Annotated in this window: 11 protein-coding genes; 8 read left to right on the top strand and 3 right to left on the bottom strand. The window is 71.1% G+C overall.

Annotation, left to right across the window (positions count from 1 at the left end):
- Positions 1-165: 165 nt before the first annotated feature.
- The 7 genes from pta (at position 166) to O5O46_RS00520 (ending at position 10119) form a co-directional block, all read left to right on the top strand.
- A complete protein-coding gene (pta, locus tag O5O46_RS00490) occupies positions 166-2277 on the top strand; it encodes a phosphate acetyltransferase (protein ID WP_269853151.1) in 2112 nt (703 codons plus the stop codon).
- A 35-nt stretch (positions 2278-2312) separates the two neighbouring features.
- On the top strand, positions 2313-3497 hold the full coding sequence (locus O5O46_RS00495) for an acetate kinase (protein ID WP_269853152.1): 1185 nt from the start codon (positions 2313-2315) through the stop codon (positions 3495-3497).
- An 82-nt stretch (positions 3498-3579) separates the two neighbouring features.
- Positions 3580-5010 carry a pyruvate kinase gene (gene pyk / locus O5O46_RS00500; RefSeq protein WP_269853153.1) on the top strand — a complete coding sequence of 477 codons (1431 nt, stop codon included), beginning with the start codon at positions 3580-3582 and terminating at the stop codon, positions 5008-5010.
- Between the two features lie 163 nt (positions 5011-5173).
- Positions 5174-6421 carry a hypothetical protein gene (locus O5O46_RS00505; protein WP_269853154.1) on the top strand — a complete coding sequence of 416 codons (1248 nt, stop codon included), beginning with the start codon at positions 5174-5176 and terminating at the stop codon, positions 6419-6421.
- Between the two features lie 215 nt (positions 6422-6636).
- The gene (locus tag O5O46_RS00510) at positions 6637-7716 is read left to right on the top strand and encodes a nucleotidyltransferase family protein (RefSeq protein WP_269853155.1); all 1080 of its coding nucleotides are present in this window, start codon (positions 6637-6639) and stop codon (positions 7714-7716) included.
- A 29-nt stretch (positions 7717-7745) separates the two neighbouring features.
- Complete coding sequence (locus O5O46_RS00515) at positions 7746-8570, top strand: polyprenol monophosphomannose synthase (protein WP_269853156.1); 825 nt, start codon at positions 7746-7748, stop codon at positions 8568-8570.
- The gene (locus O5O46_RS00520; RefSeq protein ID WP_333482315.1) at positions 8554-10119 is read left to right on the top strand and encodes a hypothetical protein; all 1566 of its coding nucleotides are present in this window, start codon (positions 8554-8556) and stop codon (positions 10117-10119) included. Before O5O46_RS00515 ends, O5O46_RS00520 begins: the two co-directional genes overlap by 17 nt.
- A 102-nt stretch (positions 10120-10221) precedes the next feature.
- Here O5O46_RS00520 and O5O46_RS00525 read toward each other — a convergent pair whose 3' ends face one another.
- Both O5O46_RS00525 and O5O46_RS00530 read right to left on the bottom strand, forming a co-directional pair.
- The gene (locus O5O46_RS00525; RefSeq protein WP_269853157.1) at positions 10222-11901 is read right to left on the bottom strand and encodes a glycosyltransferase family 2 protein; all 1680 of its coding nucleotides are present in this window, start codon (positions 11899-11901) and stop codon (positions 10222-10224) included.
- Positions 11902-11987: 86 nt separating this feature from the next.
- Positions 11988-14213 carry a bifunctional glycosyltransferase/CDP-glycerol:glycerophosphate glycerophosphotransferase gene (locus O5O46_RS00530; RefSeq protein ID WP_269853158.1) on the bottom strand — a complete coding sequence of 742 codons (2226 nt, stop codon included), beginning with the start codon at positions 14211-14213 and terminating at the stop codon, positions 11988-11990.
- Positions 14214-14391: 178 nt separating this feature from the next.
- Between O5O46_RS00530 and galE the strand changes: the two genes are divergently transcribed.
- Positions 14392-15363, top strand: coding sequence for a UDP-glucose 4-epimerase GalE (galE, locus tag O5O46_RS00535; protein ID WP_269853159.1), 972 nt, complete (start codon positions 14392-14394; stop codon positions 15361-15363).
- A 93-nt stretch (positions 15364-15456) separates the two neighbouring features.
- Here galE and O5O46_RS00540 read toward each other — a convergent pair whose 3' ends face one another.
- Entirely contained in the window at positions 15457-17031 is a 1575-nt protein-coding gene (locus O5O46_RS00540) for a glycosyltransferase family 2 protein (protein WP_269853160.1), read from the bottom strand.
- Between the last annotated feature and the right edge of the window lie 46 nt (positions 17032-17077).

Genomic DNA, 17077 nt, shown 5'->3' on the forward strand with positions numbered 1-17077 from the left:
TAATCGTGATCGGATTACCACATCCTTCATACCTTATGAGAACTTTGCGATGGCGGGGTCCGGCGCGCATCCCCGGCCCGGCGCGCGCCGCAAAGGGGGGCGGGTTAGCTTCGAAGGGCAGAACAGGCGCGATACAGCGATCGCGATGAAGGATGGAGAACGCGCGTGACGCGCAGCGTGTACGTGACCGGGATCGGACGCGGCGACGGCCGCCAGGTCGTGGAACTGGGGGTCATGGAACTGCTGACCCGCCAGGTCGACCGGGTGGGGGTCTTCCGGCCGCTGATGCACGAGGGTCCCGACCGGCTGTTCGAGCTGCTGCGCGCCCGCTACCGGCTCAGCCAGGACCCGAAGACCGTCTACGGGCTCGGCTACGACGAGGCCGCCCGGCTCGCCGCCGAACAGGGCACCGAGGAGCTGGTCTCCCGACTGGTCGACCGCTTCCACGCGGTGGCCAGGGAGTACGAGTTCGTGCTCGTCCTCGGCTCGGACTACGCCGACACCCAGCTGCCCGCCGAGCTGAACCTCAACGCCCGGCTGGCCAACGAGTTCGGCGCCTCCGTGCTCCCGATCGTCGGCGGCCTGGACCAGAGCGCCGACTCCGTCGTCGCCGAGGTGCACAACGCCCACCGCGCCTACGCCGACGAGGGCTGCTACATCCTGGCCATGATCGCCAACCGGGTCGCCCCGGACGCCGCCAAGATCGCCGCCGACCGGCTGGCCGACCGTCTTCCGGTGCCGGTCTACGTACTGCCCGAGGAGCCGTCGCTATCCGCGCCGACCGTGGCGCAGGTCGTGCAGAAGCTCGGGGCCGAGGTGCTGCTCGGCGATGACGCCGGGCTGGCCCGCAACGTCATGAACTTCGTCTTCGGCGGTGCCATGCTGCCGACGTTCCTGCCCGCGCTGACCCCCGGCTGCCTGGTGGTCACCCCCGGCGACCGGGCGGACCTGATCATCGGCTCGCTGGCGGCGCACTCGGCGGGCGCGCCGCCCATCGCGGGCGTGCTGCTCACCCTGGACGAGCGCCCCGGCCGGGACATCATCGCGCTGGCCGAGCGGCTGGCACCGGGCACCCCGGTGATCTCGGTGCCGGGCGGCTCGTTCCCGACCGCCGCCGAGCTTTTCGCGCTGGAGGGCAGGCTGACCGCGGCCACGCCGCGCAAGGCGGAGACCGCGCTCGGCCTGTTCGAACTCCACGTGAACACCGGCGAGTTGACCGATCGCCTGTCGGTCGCCCGAAGCGGCCGGGTGACGCCGATGATGTTCGAGCACGAGCTGCTGGAGCGGGCCCGCTCCGGTCGCCGCCACGTGGTGCTGCCCGAGGGCACCGAGGAACGCATCCTGCGCGCCGCCGAGGTGCTGCTGCGCCGCAACGTCTGCGACCTGACGCTGCTGGGCGACCCGGACGCGGTCCGCAAGCGCGCCGGTGAGCTGGGCGTCAACCTCGGCCTGGACGTCGAGGACCACGGCTCCGCCGCCATCGCCCGGGTGGTGGACCCGCAGACCTCGCCGCTGCGGGAGAACTTCGCCGAGCTGTACGCCAAGCTGCGCGCCCACAAGGGCATGACGGTGGAACTGGCGCACGACGTGGTCGCCGACGTGTCGTACTTCGGCACCCTGATGGTGCAGGAGGGGCTGGCCGACGGCATGGTCTCCGGCGCGGTGCACTCCACGGCGGCCACCATCCGGCCCGCCTTCGAGGTCATCAAGACCTCACCGGGTGCCTCGATCGTCTCGTCGGTGTTCTTCATGTGCCTGGCCGACAAGGTGCTGGTGTACGGCGACTGCGCGGTCAACCCCGACCCGAACGCCGAGCAGTTGGCGGACATCGCGATCCAGTCGGCCACCACCGCCGCCCAGTTCGGGGTGGAGCCGCGGGTGGCGATGCTGTCGTACTCCACCGGCACCTCGGGTTCCGGCGCGGACGTGGACAAGGTGCGCCGGGCCACCGAGATCGTCCGGGAGCTCCGCCCCGACCTGGCGGTCGAGGGCCCGATCCAGTACGACGCGGCGGTCGACCCGGCGGTCGCGGCGACCAAGCTGCCGGGCTCGGAGGTGGCGGGCCGGGCGACGGTGCTGATCTTCCCGGACCTGAACACCGGCAACAACACCTACAAGGCGGTGCAGCGCTCGGCGGGCGCGATCGCCGTCGGCCCGGTGCTCCAGGGTCTGCGCAAGCCCGTCAACGACCTGTCGCGCGGCGCGCTGGTCCAGGACATCGTCAACACCGTTGCCATCACGGCCATCCAGGCCCAGGGCGACGCCAACAACCAGTGAGTACAGTGCCGTTCACCAAGGAAGAACCCGATCCCGTGACCGCGACCCGCGTCCTCGTCCTCAACTCCGGCTCCTCGTCGCTGAAGTACCAGCTGCTCGACATGGCCCGCCCGTCGCCCACCACCCTCAACGGAGCCGAAACGGACAGCTCCCGCCTCGCCTCCGGCATCGTGGAGCGGATCGGCGAGGCGGGCGGGGTCGCCGACCACTCCGCCGCGCTCAAGCAGGTCGCCGACGAGCTGTCCTCCCAGGGCCTCGGCCTGGACTCCCCGGAACTGGCCGCCGTCGGGCACCGGGTGGTGCACGGCGGCACCCGGTTCACCGAGCCGACGCTGATCACCGACGAGGTGGTCAGCGAGATCGAGAAGCTGGTGCCGCTCGCCCCGCTGCACAACCCGGCCAACGTCACCGGCATCAAGGTGGCCCGCGAACTGCGGCCCGACCTGCCGCAGGTCGCGGTGTTCGACACGGCCTTCCACTCGGGCATGCCGGAGGCGGCGGCCCGGTACGCCATCGACCGGGCCACCGCCGACCGGTACGGGGTGCGCCGGTACGGCTTCCACGGCACCTCGCACGCGTACGTCTCCCGGGCCACCGCCGCGCTGCTGGGCAAGGAGCCGTCCGAGGTCAACGTGATCGTGCTGCACCTGGGCAACGGCGCCTCCGCCTCGGCGGTGCGCGGCGGGGTGTGCGTGGACACGTCCATGGGGCTCACCCCGCTGGAGGGCCTGGTGATGGGCACCCGGTCGGGCGACATCGATCCGGCGGTGGTCTTCCATCTGGCGCGGGTCGCCGGACTGGGCGTGGACGACATCGACAACCTGCTCAACAAGCGCAGCGGGCTGGTCGGGCTGTGCGGTGACAACGACATGCGCGAGATCGGCCGCCGGATCGCGGAGGACGACGCCGACGCGCAACTCGCCTTCGACGTCTACGTCCACCGGCTGCGCAAGTACGTCGGCGCCTATTCGGCGGTACTCGGACGGGTGGACGCGATCGCTTTCACGGCCGGAGTGGGCGAGAATTCGGCCGCGGTGCGCGAGGCCGCGCTCATCGGCCTCGAACCCCTCGGCATCGAGATCGACGCGGTACGCAACGCTGTGCGCGGCAGCGCGGCACGGCTGGTCTCCACCAGGACCAGCCGGGTCGCGGTCGCCGTCGTCCCCACCGACGAGGAACTGGAGATCGCACAGCAGGCCTACTCGCTGGTCCGCCCGTAAACCGGGCCGGAACGGGAGGCCTCCGCACGGGGGCCACCGGGTAAATTCCGGGCCGGAACAAAACATCGATAGGATCGTCCACATGCGCCGAGCGAAAATCGTCTGCACCCTGGGTCCCGCCGTCGACTCCTACGACCAGCTCAAGACGCTGGTCGAGGCCGGAATGAACGTGGCCCGGTTCAACTTCAGCCACGGCACCCACGCCGAGCACGAGGAGCGCTACCACCGGGTGCGCAAGGTCTCCGAGGAGACCGGCCGCGCCGTGGGCGTCCTCGCCGACCTGCAGGGTCCCAAGATCCGCCTGGAGACCTTCGCCGACGGTCCGGTGGAGCTGGTGGCCGGTGACGAGTTCGTCATCACCACTGAGGACGTTCCCGGTAACCGGCACATCTGCGGCACGACGTACAAGGGCCTGCCCGCTGACGTCAGCCAGGGCGACCCGGTGCTCATCAACGACGGCAACGTCGCGCTGCGGGTCATCGAGGTCGAGGGTCCGCGGGTGCGCTGCCTGGTGGTCGAGGGCGGCATCATCTCCGACCACAAGGGCATCAACCTGCCCGGCGCCGCCGTCAACGTCCCTGCGCTGTCCGAGAAGGACATCGACGACCTGCGGTTCGCGCTGCGCATGGGCGTGGACATGGTCGCGCTCTCCTTCGTCCGGGACGCCAAGGACGTCCGGGACGTGCACCGGGTGATGGACGAGGTCGGCCGCCGGGTCCCGGTCATCGCCAAGGTGGAGAAGCCGCAGGCGGTGGCCAACATGGAGGACGTCGTCGCCGCCTTCGACGGTGTGATGGTGGCCCGCGGCGACCTGGCGGTGGAGTACCCGCTGGAGAGGGTGCCGGTCGTCCAGAAGAGGCTGATCGAGCTGTGCCGCCGCAACGCCAAGCCGGTGATCGTCGCGACCCAGATGATGGAGTCGATGATCACCAACTCCCGGCCCACCCGCGCCGAGGCGTCCGACGTGGCCAACGCGGTGCTGGACGGCGCGGACGCGGTGATGCTGTCCGCCGAGTCCTCGGTCGGCAAGTACCCGATCGAGACCGTCAAGACGATGTCCCGGATCGTCGAGGCGGCCGAGGAGGAACTGCTCAAGCGGGGCCTGCAGCCGCTGGCGCCGGGCAAGAAGCCGCGCACCCAGGGCGGTGCGGTGGCCCGCGCCGCCGCCGAGCTGGCGGACTTCCTGGACGCCAAGACGCTGGTGGCCTTCACCAAGTCCGGTGACACCGCGCGCCGGCTCGCCCGCTACCGGGTGCCGGTACCGGTGCTGGCGTTCACCACCGACGCCGCCACCCGCAACCAGCTCACGCTCACCTGGGGCGTGCAGACGCACCTGGTCAAGCACGTCGACCACACCGACGCGATGGTCGACCTGGTCGACCAGGAGATGCTCAAGCTCAACGAGTACGACAAGGGCGACACCGTGATCATCACGGCGGGCTCCCCGCCCGGTGTCCCCGGCACCACCAACCTGGTCCGCGTCCACCACCTGGGCGGCGGCCACCAGAACTAGCCCTCCGGCCCGGGCGGGCCTGCCCCCTGACAGGGACAGGCCCGCCCGTGGCTTTTGTAGCGCGACACGCCCGACCTTAAGGTGAACCGGTCGCCCGTTCGCCGACCGGCGGACGGGTCATCGCACCGGTGATGTCCGTTTCCCCAGCCTCCGGAGAAGCCCCATGGTCGACGTAGCCCCGCCGCCCGACAGCTCCGCCACCGTGAGCGGGTCGGGGGACTCCGGGGCGGGCGGGACGGCCGCCGACTGGCGGGGACGGCTCGCCGAGCTGCTGCGCCGGGAACCGGTGACGATACGCTTCGCGCGCCGCGAGGCGCTGAACGCCGCGGGCATCTACCTGGCGGTCTCGGCGCTCGCCTTCGCCGTGCTGCTGCTGATCTGCCACCACCTCGGCTACGGCGTCGTGCAGGTCCTGAGCAAGTGGGACAGCAAGAACTACCTCAGCGTCGCCGAGCACGGCTATCCCCACCACCTCAGCTATCAGCCCGACGGCGTGCCGAAGTGGTCCACACTCGCCTTCTTCCCGCTGGTCCCCGCGCTGATAAGAACCGTCCACCTGGTGACCGGCCTCGGCTACCCGTACGCGGGCGTGGCGGTCTCCTGGCTGGCCGCCACCGCCGCGGCGGTCGCGGTGCACACCCTCGCCCGCTCGGTGCTCGGGCGGCGCGTCGGCTACGCGTGCGTCGGGCTGTGGGCGTGCTCCCCGTACGCGTTCGCGCTGTGGGTGCCGTACTCCGAGGCGTGCTTCAGCGCGGCGCTGATGTGGGCGCTGATCGCGGTCATCGCCCGCCGCTGGGTGGCGGCCGGCGTGCTCACCGCGCTCGCCGGGACCATCAGGCCGACCGCGTCGGTGCTGGTCGGCGTGCTGGTGCTGAGCGCGGGCTGGGCGCTCCTACGGCGCCGGGACGGCTGGCGGCCGTGGCTGGCGCTGGCCCTGGCGCCGCTCGGGCTGGTCTTCAGCTGGCTGTACCTGGGCAGCCGGGTGGGCCGCTGGGACGGCTGGTTCGAGGCGGAGAAGGCCTGGGGGCAGTCCTTCGACTTCGGCCGCGGCTCGCTGCACTTCCTCAAGCAGGTGGCGACCTACCAGCACATCGACATCCGCTACCCGGTGGTGCTGGCGCTGATCCTGCTGGTCGCGGTGGCCGTGGTGGCGCTGGCCATGGACCGCAAGGTGCCGTGGCCGCTGGTACTGGCGCTGGCCGGGGCGTGGGAGCTGATGTTCGGCACGCCCGGCTCCCCGCTGTCCAAGCCGCGCTTCATGCTGCCGTTCCTGCCGATACTGCTCCTGCTGGTGGCCCGCCCGGTCGCCCGGCTGCCCCGGCTGGTGCAAGGGTGCCTGTACGGCTGCGGGGCGGTGTTCGCCGGGTGGTACGCGGTCGGGTTGCTCATGTTGTTCAAGTGGTCACCGTGAGCGGATCCGGTGAAAAGTCACTGAGATCCAGTGAGAACTCTCTGAGAGCGGCCGACGTGACCCGACCCGCCATAGCGGCGTTCACTACCATGCCGGGCACGTTGTTCCACGCGGCGTCACGGACACCCCGTCGTCCCTCGTGGACAACCCGCAGCAAAAGCGTAGGTAGTATCCCTACCCGTCCGTCGACCCGTAAGTGATTGAGGTACTTGTCAGTGGAAGCGATCCTCCTGGTCGGCGGGAAGGGCTCCCGTCTCCGCCCCGTCACGGAACACACGCCGAAGCCGATGGTTCCGACCGCCGGTGTGCCGTTCCTCGCCCACCAGCTCGCCAAGGCCCGGGCCGCCGGCGTCACCCATGTGGTGCTCGCCACCTCCTACCTGGCCGAGGTCTTCGAGCCGTACTTCGGTGACGGCTCCGACCTGGGCCTGCGCATCACGTACATCCACGAGACCGAGCCGCTGGGCACCGGTGGCGCGATCCGCAACGCGGCCGACGCGCTGACCTGCGGGCCCGACGAGCCGGTACTGATCTTCAACGGCGACATCCTCACCGGCCTGGACATCGTGGGCCTGGTCGACAGCCACCGCGCGGCCGGGGCCGACGTCTCGCTGCACCTGACCCGGGTCGAGGACCCCAGCGCCTTCGGCCTGGTCCCCACCGACGGGACCGGTCGGGTACTGGCCTTCACCGAGAAGCCGCAGCGCCCCGAGGAGATCGTCACCGACCAGGTCAACGCCGGTTGCTACGTCTTCCGCCGCTCGGTGATCGACACCATCCCGGCGGGCCGGGTGGTCTCCGTCGAGCGCGAGACCTTCCCCGGGCTGCTGGAGTCCGGTGCGCACCTGCACGGTGTGGTGGACCAGACGTACTGGTTGGACCTCGGCCGCCCGGCGGCCCTGATCCAGGCCTCGGCGGACCTGGTCCGCGGTGTGGTGCGCTCTCCGGCGCTGCCCGGACCCACCGGTGAGTACCTGGTGCTGCCCGGCGCCACCGTGGAGGACGGCGCGAAGCTGGCCGGTGGAACCGTGGTGGGCGCCGGTTCGTTCATCGCGGCGGACGCGGTGGTCGAGGGCTCCATCGTGCTGGACGGCGCACGCGTCGAGTCCGGTGCGCAGGTGCGGGCCTCGCTCGTGGGCGCTGGAGCCCGCGTCGGCTCGCGTACCGTACTGGAGAACGCCGTGATCGGAGACCGGGCCGAGGTCGGCGAGGACAACGAACTGCAGGGCGGGGCGCGAGTGTGGTGCGACTCGACGCTCCCCGACGCCGCGATCCGCTTCTCTCCGAAGCCCTGAGTCCGCGGCCCGACAGAGAAGACCACTTGATGACGACGACGACCCCCCAGGCAGTACCGACGGCCGCCACGCTGCGTCGGCCGGTACAGCTCCCTCCGGAGTGGAGCGGCATCCCGCTGACCGTGGTGATGCCCACCTACAACGAGGCCGAGAACCTGCCAGGGATGGCCGAGAAGCTGATGGCGCTCGACCTGCCGGGGCTGCGGCTGCTGGTGGTGGACGACAACAGCCCCGACGGCACCGGTGAGGTCGCCGAGCGGCTGGCCGAGCGATACAACGAACCGGACCGCACCCGGATCTCCGTGCTGCACCGCACCGCCAAGGACGGCCTCGGCCGCGCCTACGCGGCGGGCATGGACCAGGCGGTCGCGGACGGGGCGCAGTACGTGCTGCAGATGGACGCCGACGGCAGCCACCCGGTCGAGTACGTGCCGCAGATGCTGGGCACCGCGCTGGCCACCGGCGCCGGGTTCGTCGTCGGCAGCCGCTACGTCTGCGGCGGTCGGCTCGCCGAGGAGTGGGGCCTGCACCGCAGGCTGCTCTCCCGCTGGGCCAACGCCTATGTGAGCACGGTGCTGCGCACCGGGCTGCGGGACGTCACCGCGGGCTTTTGCATGTGGCGGGCCGACACGGTCACCGAGATGAAGCTGTCCGAGGTGCGCAGCAACGGCTACAGCTTCCAGGTCGAGCTCAAGTACCAGGCGGTGCGCGCCGGTTACACGGGCGTCGAGGTGCCGATCCACTTCGAGGAACGGCAGATCGGCGCGTCCAAGATGAACCTGGCCGTGCAGGTCGAGTCGGCCGTCCTGCCCTGGCGACTGCGACTGGACTCCGCTCGTGCCCGCCGCGGCTGAGCGGGCCACGTCGGGAACCGGCGGACCGGAGGGGCGTATAGCACGCCTGGGCCGGTCCGCCCAGACCCGTTGGCAGGCCGCCGGTCTGCTGGAGAAGGCGGTGTCCGCCGCCGCGCTGCTGGTCGTCGTACTGCTCGCGCTGATGGTGGTGAAGCTGCCGTGGGCGGGCGACCTGGGAATCCACGCCGCCACCCTCGACCGGCTGCGGCACGACCTCGGCAACCCGGGCGATCCGCTGGTCAAGGCGGATGTCGACAGCCCGTACTACTCGCCGTGGATGCTCTTCCTGGCGCTGATCGGCAAGGTCACCGGGGCGACCACGTTCCAGGTGCTGCACCTCGCCGCCGCGATCAACCTGGTGCTGCTGGTCACCGGCATCCGGCAGTTCGTGCGTACGCTCACCTCCCGCCGGGCGGCGGTGCCGCTGGCCATCCTGTGCGTCACGCTGCTGTACGGCTGGGAGCTGTTCACCTGGAGCGGCTTCCCCGGGGCAACCTCGCTGGCCCTGTGCATCGCCTACCCCAGCACCTTCGCCATGGGCGTGGCGTTCCACCTGTGGGCGATGCTGCGCACCGCCCTGGCCAGGGACTGGGGGATGGCCCGGTACCTCATGCTCGGCGCGCTGCTGGCGGTGGTCGCGCTCAGCCACCAGTTCACCGGTGTGGTGACCGTCTTCGGGCTGCTGGCGATACTGCTGGGGGCGCGTCCGTGGCCGGGCAGAGCGGCCTGGCTGCGGATCGGCGCGGCGATAGCGCTGTCGCTGGCGATCCTGCTCGTCTGGCCGTACTACTCGTTCTTCTCGCTGCTGAACGTCGGCGGCCTGGAGGAGATCCACCGGCCGCTCTACGACCACCTGGTCTCCCGGTTCGGTCTGCTGTCGCTGGGCATCGTGGCGCTGGCGCTGCGGTTCCGGCGGGACCGGCGCGATCCGCTGGTGCTGTTCTTCGCCTTCGGCGCGCTGGTGTACGCGCTGGGCGGACTGACCCAGCACTGGTCCTACGGTCGGGTGCTGCCCGCGGTCTTCATCTCCGCGCAGGTCGCGCTGGCGGTGGAGCTGGCGGGCGAGGCCGGACGGCGGGCGCGCCGGGTCCTGGTGCCGCTCACCGCGCTGGCGCTGCTGGTCGGTTGCTGGTCGCAGGTGGGGGCGCTCAACTACGTGGCGTCCACGAAGTCGGTTCCGGTACTGGGCAGTGCGCCGGCCCAGCATGAGTGGGGCGGCTACCAGTGGATCACCAAACACGTGAAGTACGGCCAGGTGATCATGACGAAGGACTACTTCGCCCTTCGCCAGGCGCCCGCGTACGGGCCGTACACCGTCGCGTCCGGTTACCCGGACTTCTTCCTCAAGGACGAGGCGCAGCGGTCGAAGGACACCAAGAAGTTCTTCGAGAAGGGCACTTCGCGTGCGCAGCGGTTGGCGCTGCTGCACAAGTACCACGTGCGCTGGGTCATCCAGTTCCGCAGCGACGGGGGCTTCGCCCCCGGCGACCCCGCCCTCAAGAAGGTGGCCAAGGGACCGAACGGCGAGCTGCTGCTGAAGGTGGTCTGAGATTTTTTTGGGGCTCCGCCCCAAACCCCCCACTGTGTCGGGGGTTTGGGGCGGAGCCCCTTGTCTTTCGAGGCCGGGGGACGAGCCCCCCGGCCAGCAGCCCTACTTCGCCAGGCCTCGGACGAGGCCGCTCACCTTCCGCAGGCCAGGGCCTGCCACCCGGGCCAGCGTCGGGAGGTGGGGCTCCGCCTTCGCCAGCAGGCCCGCCCGCTCCCAGCGGACCTGGATGCGGCCGGCGCCGTGGCCCTCCGGCTCCACCGTGACGGTGTGCTCGGCCACGCCGCGGTGGTACGCGATCCGCTTGCTCAGCGCCGGGAAGTCCAGCGGCGCCAGCAGCAGACCGGTGTTGTGCTGCCGGTGCTGGGTGATCGCCAGCACCGGATGCCGTACCCCGGCGAACCCGTGCGGCGGCAGCGGCACCGAGGACAGGTCAAGGGTGACCGTCCCCTCGAACAGCCCCGGCCGCACCGGGTCCAGCCGGAACGACACGCTCAACCGCTTGGTGGCGGGCGCCAGATGGATCGTCGCCACCACCGGGGCCATCGGCAACTGGTTGCCCGGGTCGTAGGTGCGCACGTCCAGCGTGATCCGCGAGCCCGACTCCGGCTCGATCCGGGTGATCTCGTGCCGCAGCAGCGCGTTCTTGAACGGCCGGGTGCGCAGGTCGAGGTCGCTGACCTCCAGCTCGCGCGCCGACTCGGGGTCGGCGGGAACCACCGAGCCCCAGTAGACACGGCCCGTGCCGTCCTCGGTCACCTCGCGCGGCGCCACCTCGCGGCTCATGCCGCGGGAGGCCGACTGCGCCTCCTCATAACGGCCGTCGCGCACCAGCTGGATCACCACGCGCTGGTCGCGCGGCAGTCGGCGGAACGCCTCGGGGGCGAGCGTCTCCAGGTACGGGCCGATCTCGTCGGCGAACTGCTTGATCCAGTCGTGGCTGCGGTACGGCAGGTCACCGGTGTACATCCGCAGGTCGTGCTTGAGGAACTTGAAGTCCTTGTCCGCCTTGATCGCCTGGTGACCGCTCTCCACCAGGAAGTCGTCGATCAGCCGGGCGACGTTGATCCGGTCCCGGACGTTCTCGATCCGGTGCCGCTGGTTGGAGATGGACAGCGCGCCCACCGCCTCGTACGGCGAGATGTACCAGCGGTACACCGGGTCCGGCACGATGGTGAACGCCCGCGCCAGGCAGTACGCCTGGGCGGAGAACAGCTGGTCCTCGTAGTGGATGCCCTCGGGGAAGCGCAGCGCGTGCCGGTCGATGAACTCCCGGCGGTACATCTTGTTGGTCGACAGGTGCTCGAACAGCACCCCGGGGTGGTGCTCGATGCCGCGCACCGTCTGCTTCTTGGTGAACAGGTGCGGATGCCAGGCCGACACGGACCCGGTGTCGGTGCGCACCCGCTCGACCCCGCCCATCGCGAAGTCGACGGTGTCGTCCGAGCGCAGCTCGTCCAGCAGCAACTCCAGTGCCCGCTCGGGCAGTTCGTCGTCGCTGTCGAGGAACATCAGGTACGGCGCCTTGGCGATCTCGATCGCCGAGTTGCGCGGGCGGCTGCAGCCACCGCTGTTCTGCGGCAGGCGGTTGTAGACGATGCGCTCGTCCCGCGCCGCCAACGCACGGGCCACCTCGGGAGTGTCGTCCGTCGAGTGGTCGTCGCTGATGATGATCTCGATGTTGCGCAGCGTCTGACGGCGCAACGACTCCACCGCACGCGGCAGTCGCTCCGCGTCGTTGTAGACGATCACCGTGACGGTGACGTCGGGGGCCGTCGGGGCCATGGGTCCTCCGGGAACTTCCTCGGCTGGCGGTCCGGGGGTCGCCCCCCGGGAAAATCCACTACAAGAGCTGTCCGGCGCGGCAGCGCTCACCGTGCGTTGTCGGCCACTAGTCGGGCGGCCACCTCCGGCGCCGGCGCCGGAGTGCGCTCCTCCAGTGGTATCACCGGCGGCACGTTCGCCTGCCCGAGGAAGACGTGGCGCACCACCCGCTCGGCGGCGTGCCCGTCGTCGAAGTCGCAGAACTTCCGGCGGAACTCGGCCCGCTTGGCGGTGGCGTGCTCATCCCGCCAGCCGCCGTCCAGGAACAGCCGCTCCACCTCCTCCTGGCTGCGGCCGACCGCGCCCGGGGACAGCTCGGTCAGGTCGAAGTAGACGCCACGGGTGACCGAGTAGGTCTCCCAGTCGTCCGCGAAGACCACTATCGGCCGGTCCAGGTTGGCGTAGTCGAACATCACCGAGGAGTAGTCGGTGATCAACGCGTCGGAGGCCAGGCCGAGTTCCTCCACCGAGTCATAGCGCGAGACGTCGATGATCAGGCCGCGCCGGTGCAGCTCCTCCAGCGGGGACAGGCCCCGGTCGTAGAAGTAGTGGCCGCGCACCAGCAGCACGAAGTCCTCGCCGAGGTTGCGGGCCATCCGCTCCAGGTCCAGGCGCGGCTTCCAGTCGGCCTCGTAGTCGCGGTGCGTCGGCGCGTACAGCAGCGCCTTGCGGCCCGGCGCGATGCCCAGCCGCTCCCGGATGCGCAGCACGTCCTCGGCGGTGGCCGTGTAGTAGACGTCGTTGCGCGGGTAGCCGTAGTCGAGCGAGGTGAACGGCACCGGGTAGGCGCGCTCCCAGGTCTCGGTGGAGTGCGAGTTGGCCGAAACGCTGTAGTCCCAGCGGGCGCAACGCTCCAGCAGCGCCTCGTAGTCGACACCGCGCGAGGTGGCCGGGAACGGGATCTGGTCGGTGCCCATCCGCTTCAGCGGCGTGCCATGGTGGGTCTGCACATGGATCTGGCCGGGCCGCTTGGTCACCGAGTCGGGGAAGTTGACGTTGTTGACCAGGTACTTGGCGCGCGCCATCACGCTCCAGTAGCGGCGGCTGCCCGGCACCACGTAGTCCACACCGGCGGGCACCAGCGGCACGTCGGCGCGGCGCACCACCCACACCTGGCGGATGTTCGGGGCGAGTTCGGCGAGCTTGGCCGAGATCGCCGCCGGGCTGCAGGCGACACCGCGGTCCCAGTACGCGGAGAAGACCGCCAGGTCCTCCTCCAGGGGGTGCCGCAGCTGCTCGCGGTAGGCGCTCTCCTTGGCCAGGTCCGCCGCCTTGCGCTTGGCCTTCACGGCCAGCGTGCGCACGGTACGGCGCTTGCGGTTGGCGGACTGCAGGGCGCGGTAGCCGGAGTACGAGTCGCGCTCCAGCATGGCGTGCCGCACACCGTTGAGGTTCGACGGGCGCTGGTAGTCGTTCGGCTTGTAGCGCAGGAAGTGCTCGGAGGCGCGGTGGAAGAACGCGGCCTGCTCCCGCTCGTCCAGGCCGGGCACGGTGAGCACCTTCAGATAGCGGCGGATCATGCCGCTGAAGACGATCGCCCGGTGCTCGGGGAGCACCGAACGGCTGCCCAGCAGCTCCCACAGCGCGTCGTACTGGTCGAACAGGTTGAACTGCCCGCGCTCGCGCACCGGCGTCTCCGGCTCGCGGCGGCGCAGGCAGACCTTGTCGAGTATGGCGATCCGGTCGGCGGCCAGCAGGCTGCCGATGGCGGGCAGCACCTCGGCGTACTCGTCCTTGTCGAACAGCTCGCGGTGCGCCTCGTAGAAGTCGGCGCGCAGCACGCGGTTGCTGAGCGTGGGGGTCAGGTGCAGCGTCTCCGGCTGCTGGTACACCGAGAAGACCTCGCGCCCGGGGGCGATGAACAGGCGGCCGTCGCCGCTGGCGATCGCGTCGTTCCACCAGTGCGAGCGGACGTGGTCGAAGACCACCGCGTCCGGCTCACCGGTCTCGGCGATCCGCCGGCCCAGTGCGGCCAGCGCGCCGTCGGTGAGGCAGTCCCGGCCGTCGATGAACAGCAGGTAGTCGCCCTTGGCCTGCTTCGCCGCGACGGCGCGGGCGGCACCGTTGGTCAGCGGCTTGGGGAGGTGGACGGCGTGCACCCGCTCGTCCCGCTCCGCGTACTCGTCGACGATGGCTCTCGTGGCGTCGGTCGAGCCGTTGTCCACGGCGATGACCTCCACCCCTTCGGCGGGCAGGCCGAGTGCGCTGTCGAGGCACTCCCGGAGGTAGCCCTGGGCGTCGAGGGCGGTGACGATGACGCTGAACGTTGTCATGGAGTGACGGTTCCTGGGGTGGGCGCGACGGGTATGGGGCGACGAGAGACGGTGAGATCTGAGTGAATTTTTAGTTCTGAAATCCTACGGTAGGCAGTCCACGCCCCGCACATGTGTGTGCCCGGGCGTAGCACGGACCGGCCACACCCTACGGGAGCGGCCCCTTAGGGTGTCTGGCATGACGTGGTTGATTACAGGCGGTGCGGGGTACATCGGCGCGCATGTGGCGCGAGCCATGGCGGAGGCCGGGGAGCGGGTCGTGGTCTTGGACGACCTGTCGACCGGCATCCCGGAGCGGCTGCCCCAGGACGTCCCGCTGGTGACCGGCTCCACGCTGGACCGCCAGGTGCTGGACCGCACCCTGGCGGAGCACGGGGTGACCGGGGTCGTCCACCTCGCCGCGAAGAAGCAGGTGGCGGAGTCGGTCGAGCAGCCCCTGATGTACTACCGGGAGAACATCCACGGTCTTGAGGTGCTGCTGGGCGCCTGCGCGGCGGCCGGTGTGAAGCACTTCGTCTTCTCCTCCTCCGCTGCCGTCTACGGGATGCCGGATGTGGACCTCGTCACGGAGGACACCCCCTGCCTGCCGATCAACCCGTACGGCGAGACCAAGCTGGCCGGTGAGTGGCTGGTCCGGGCGGCCGGCAAGGCGTACGGCATGGGCACCACGTGCCTGCGGTACTTCAACGTGGCCGGGGCGGCCCGGCCGGAGCTGGCGGACGTGGGCGTGTTCAACCTGGTGCCCATGGTCTTCGAGAAGCTGGACGCGGGCGAGCCGCCGATGGTCTTCGGCGCGGACTATCCGACGCCGGACGGCACCTGCATCCGTGACTACATCCATGTGCGCGACATCGCCTCCGCCCATCTGGCGGCGGCTCGTCGACTGGCCGGCGGGGCCACCGGCGACCTGACGGTGAACATCGGGCGCGGCGAGGGGGTGTCGGTCACCGAGATGGTCCAGCGCATCTGCGCCGTGACCGGGCATGAGGACGTCCAGCCCAAGGTCCTGGACCGCCGCCCCGGCGACCCCGCCCGGGTGGTGGCCTCCGCGGCCCGCATCCGCGAGGAGCTGGGCTGGTCGGCTCAGTACGACGTCGACGAGATGATCGACTCGGCGTGGGCCGGTTGGCGGGCACGGCACGACGCCTGAGCGCCCGGCCGCGGCCGGTCCGGGGGCTGTGCGACGCCGTGGTGCCTGCCGCCGCCCATCAGCGGCCCACGGCCGCGGGCGCCGCGGCCCGGCCTACCCCCGCCGCAGGCGCCGCCGCAGGACGGAGACCGCGCCGCGCAGGCCGGGCGCCACGCGGAGGGCCAGCGCGCCGTCCACCGTGGCGTAGGGCTGGACCAGCAGGGCGCCGCCGCGCCTGCTCAGCACGGCGGCGCGGCGCAGGGCGCCGCCGGCCGCCTGGGCGGCGGTCACCGTGCGACCGCCGTCCGCGAAGTGGACGGTGAGCCGTAGGTCCCGTACCGCCAGATCGCCCTCGGCCAGCGCGGTCAGGTGGACCGGCGCCTCGGCCGTCCAGGCCGAGGCCTGCGGGGTGAGGCCGGTGGTGTGCGAGGTGATCGTGCGACCGGTGTGGCGGTCGGTCCACTCGACGTCGACCGCGACCGGACGTGCCGCGGCCAGCCGCCCGTACAGCTCGTGCACCCGCAGCATCAGCGTCCCCCGCACCGGGCTGAGGGCCAGCGACGCCTCGGCGGCAAGCGCCAGTTCGCCGATCGGGCAGGCCACCAGCCCGCCGAGAGCGACCTTCGGCAGGTCCTCGCTCCACACCTGCCCCTCGGCGTAGGGGGGCAGCAGCCGGGCCGGGCGGGCGGCGAGCGCCACGAGCCGGGTCAGGTCACGGGGCTCCGGGGCGGCCAGCACGACCTGGGCGATGGTCCGCGCGGGCGGCGGTGCGGCGGCCAGGTCGCGTTCCTCGAATCCGGCGAGGTACTCCCGGGCCAGTCGCCACCACTCCCGGCGGTACTCGGCGCCACGCCCGCCCAGCTCACGTACGTACATCCGCACCGAGCGGTCGAGGAAGCTGGCCCTGGCGGCGCTGGCCAGCGTCTTCTCCCCCGCCGCGGTGTGGATCGCGACCACCTGGCGGTGGGCCTCGATCCGGGAGCGCCAGTTGTCGATGCCCGCGCGGTCGAGGGAGATCGACAACCGCTTGGCGGCCCGCCGTACGTGCCACACGTACACGGTGTCGGGCACCAGGGCGACCCGCGGGGCGGCGGCGAGCACTCGGGCGGTGAAGACGAAGTCCTCGTAGACGAACCGGCCTTCGGGGAAGACGATGCCGTGCTCGCGCAGGAAGCCGGTGCGGTAGAGCTTGTTGACGCACAACGTGTCGTCCACCAGCCGCGGTTCGTCCTCCGGCCGCTCGACGAGCGCGGGCGCCGCGTACAGCTCGGAGCGCCACAACGTGTCACGTCCCTCGGGCAGTTCACGCCGTACGCACTGGCCCGCGGCGACGTCCGCGTCGTGGGCGCGGGCGGCGGTCAGCAGGGCGTCGACCGCACCGGTGGGCAGTACGTCGTCGCTGTCGAGGAACATCACGTACGGGGTGGCGGCGGCGCGGATGCCGTCGTTGCGCGGGGTGCCGCAGCCCCCGCTGTTCTCGGTCCGCCGCAGCACGCGCAGCCGGTCCTCTCCGGCGGAAAGCCGCTCCAGGACGTCGCCGGTGCCGTCCGTGGAGCAGTCGTCCACGGCGATCACCTCGGCGACGGCCGGGCCCTGGGCGAGCGCGGAGCGCACCGCGTCGGTGATGTGCGCGGCGTCGTTGTAGCCGATCACCACGACCGTCACCGCACGCTGTTCGCTCGTCGTCATGGCCCAGACATTACAGGTGGGCGCCGGTCCCCCCGAGGGGACCGGC

Source organism: Streptomyces sp. RPT161 (assembly GCF_027533845.1).
Classification (GTDB): Bacteria; Actinomycetota; Actinomycetes; order Streptomycetales; family Streptomycetaceae; genus Streptantibioticus_A; species Streptantibioticus_A silvisoli_A.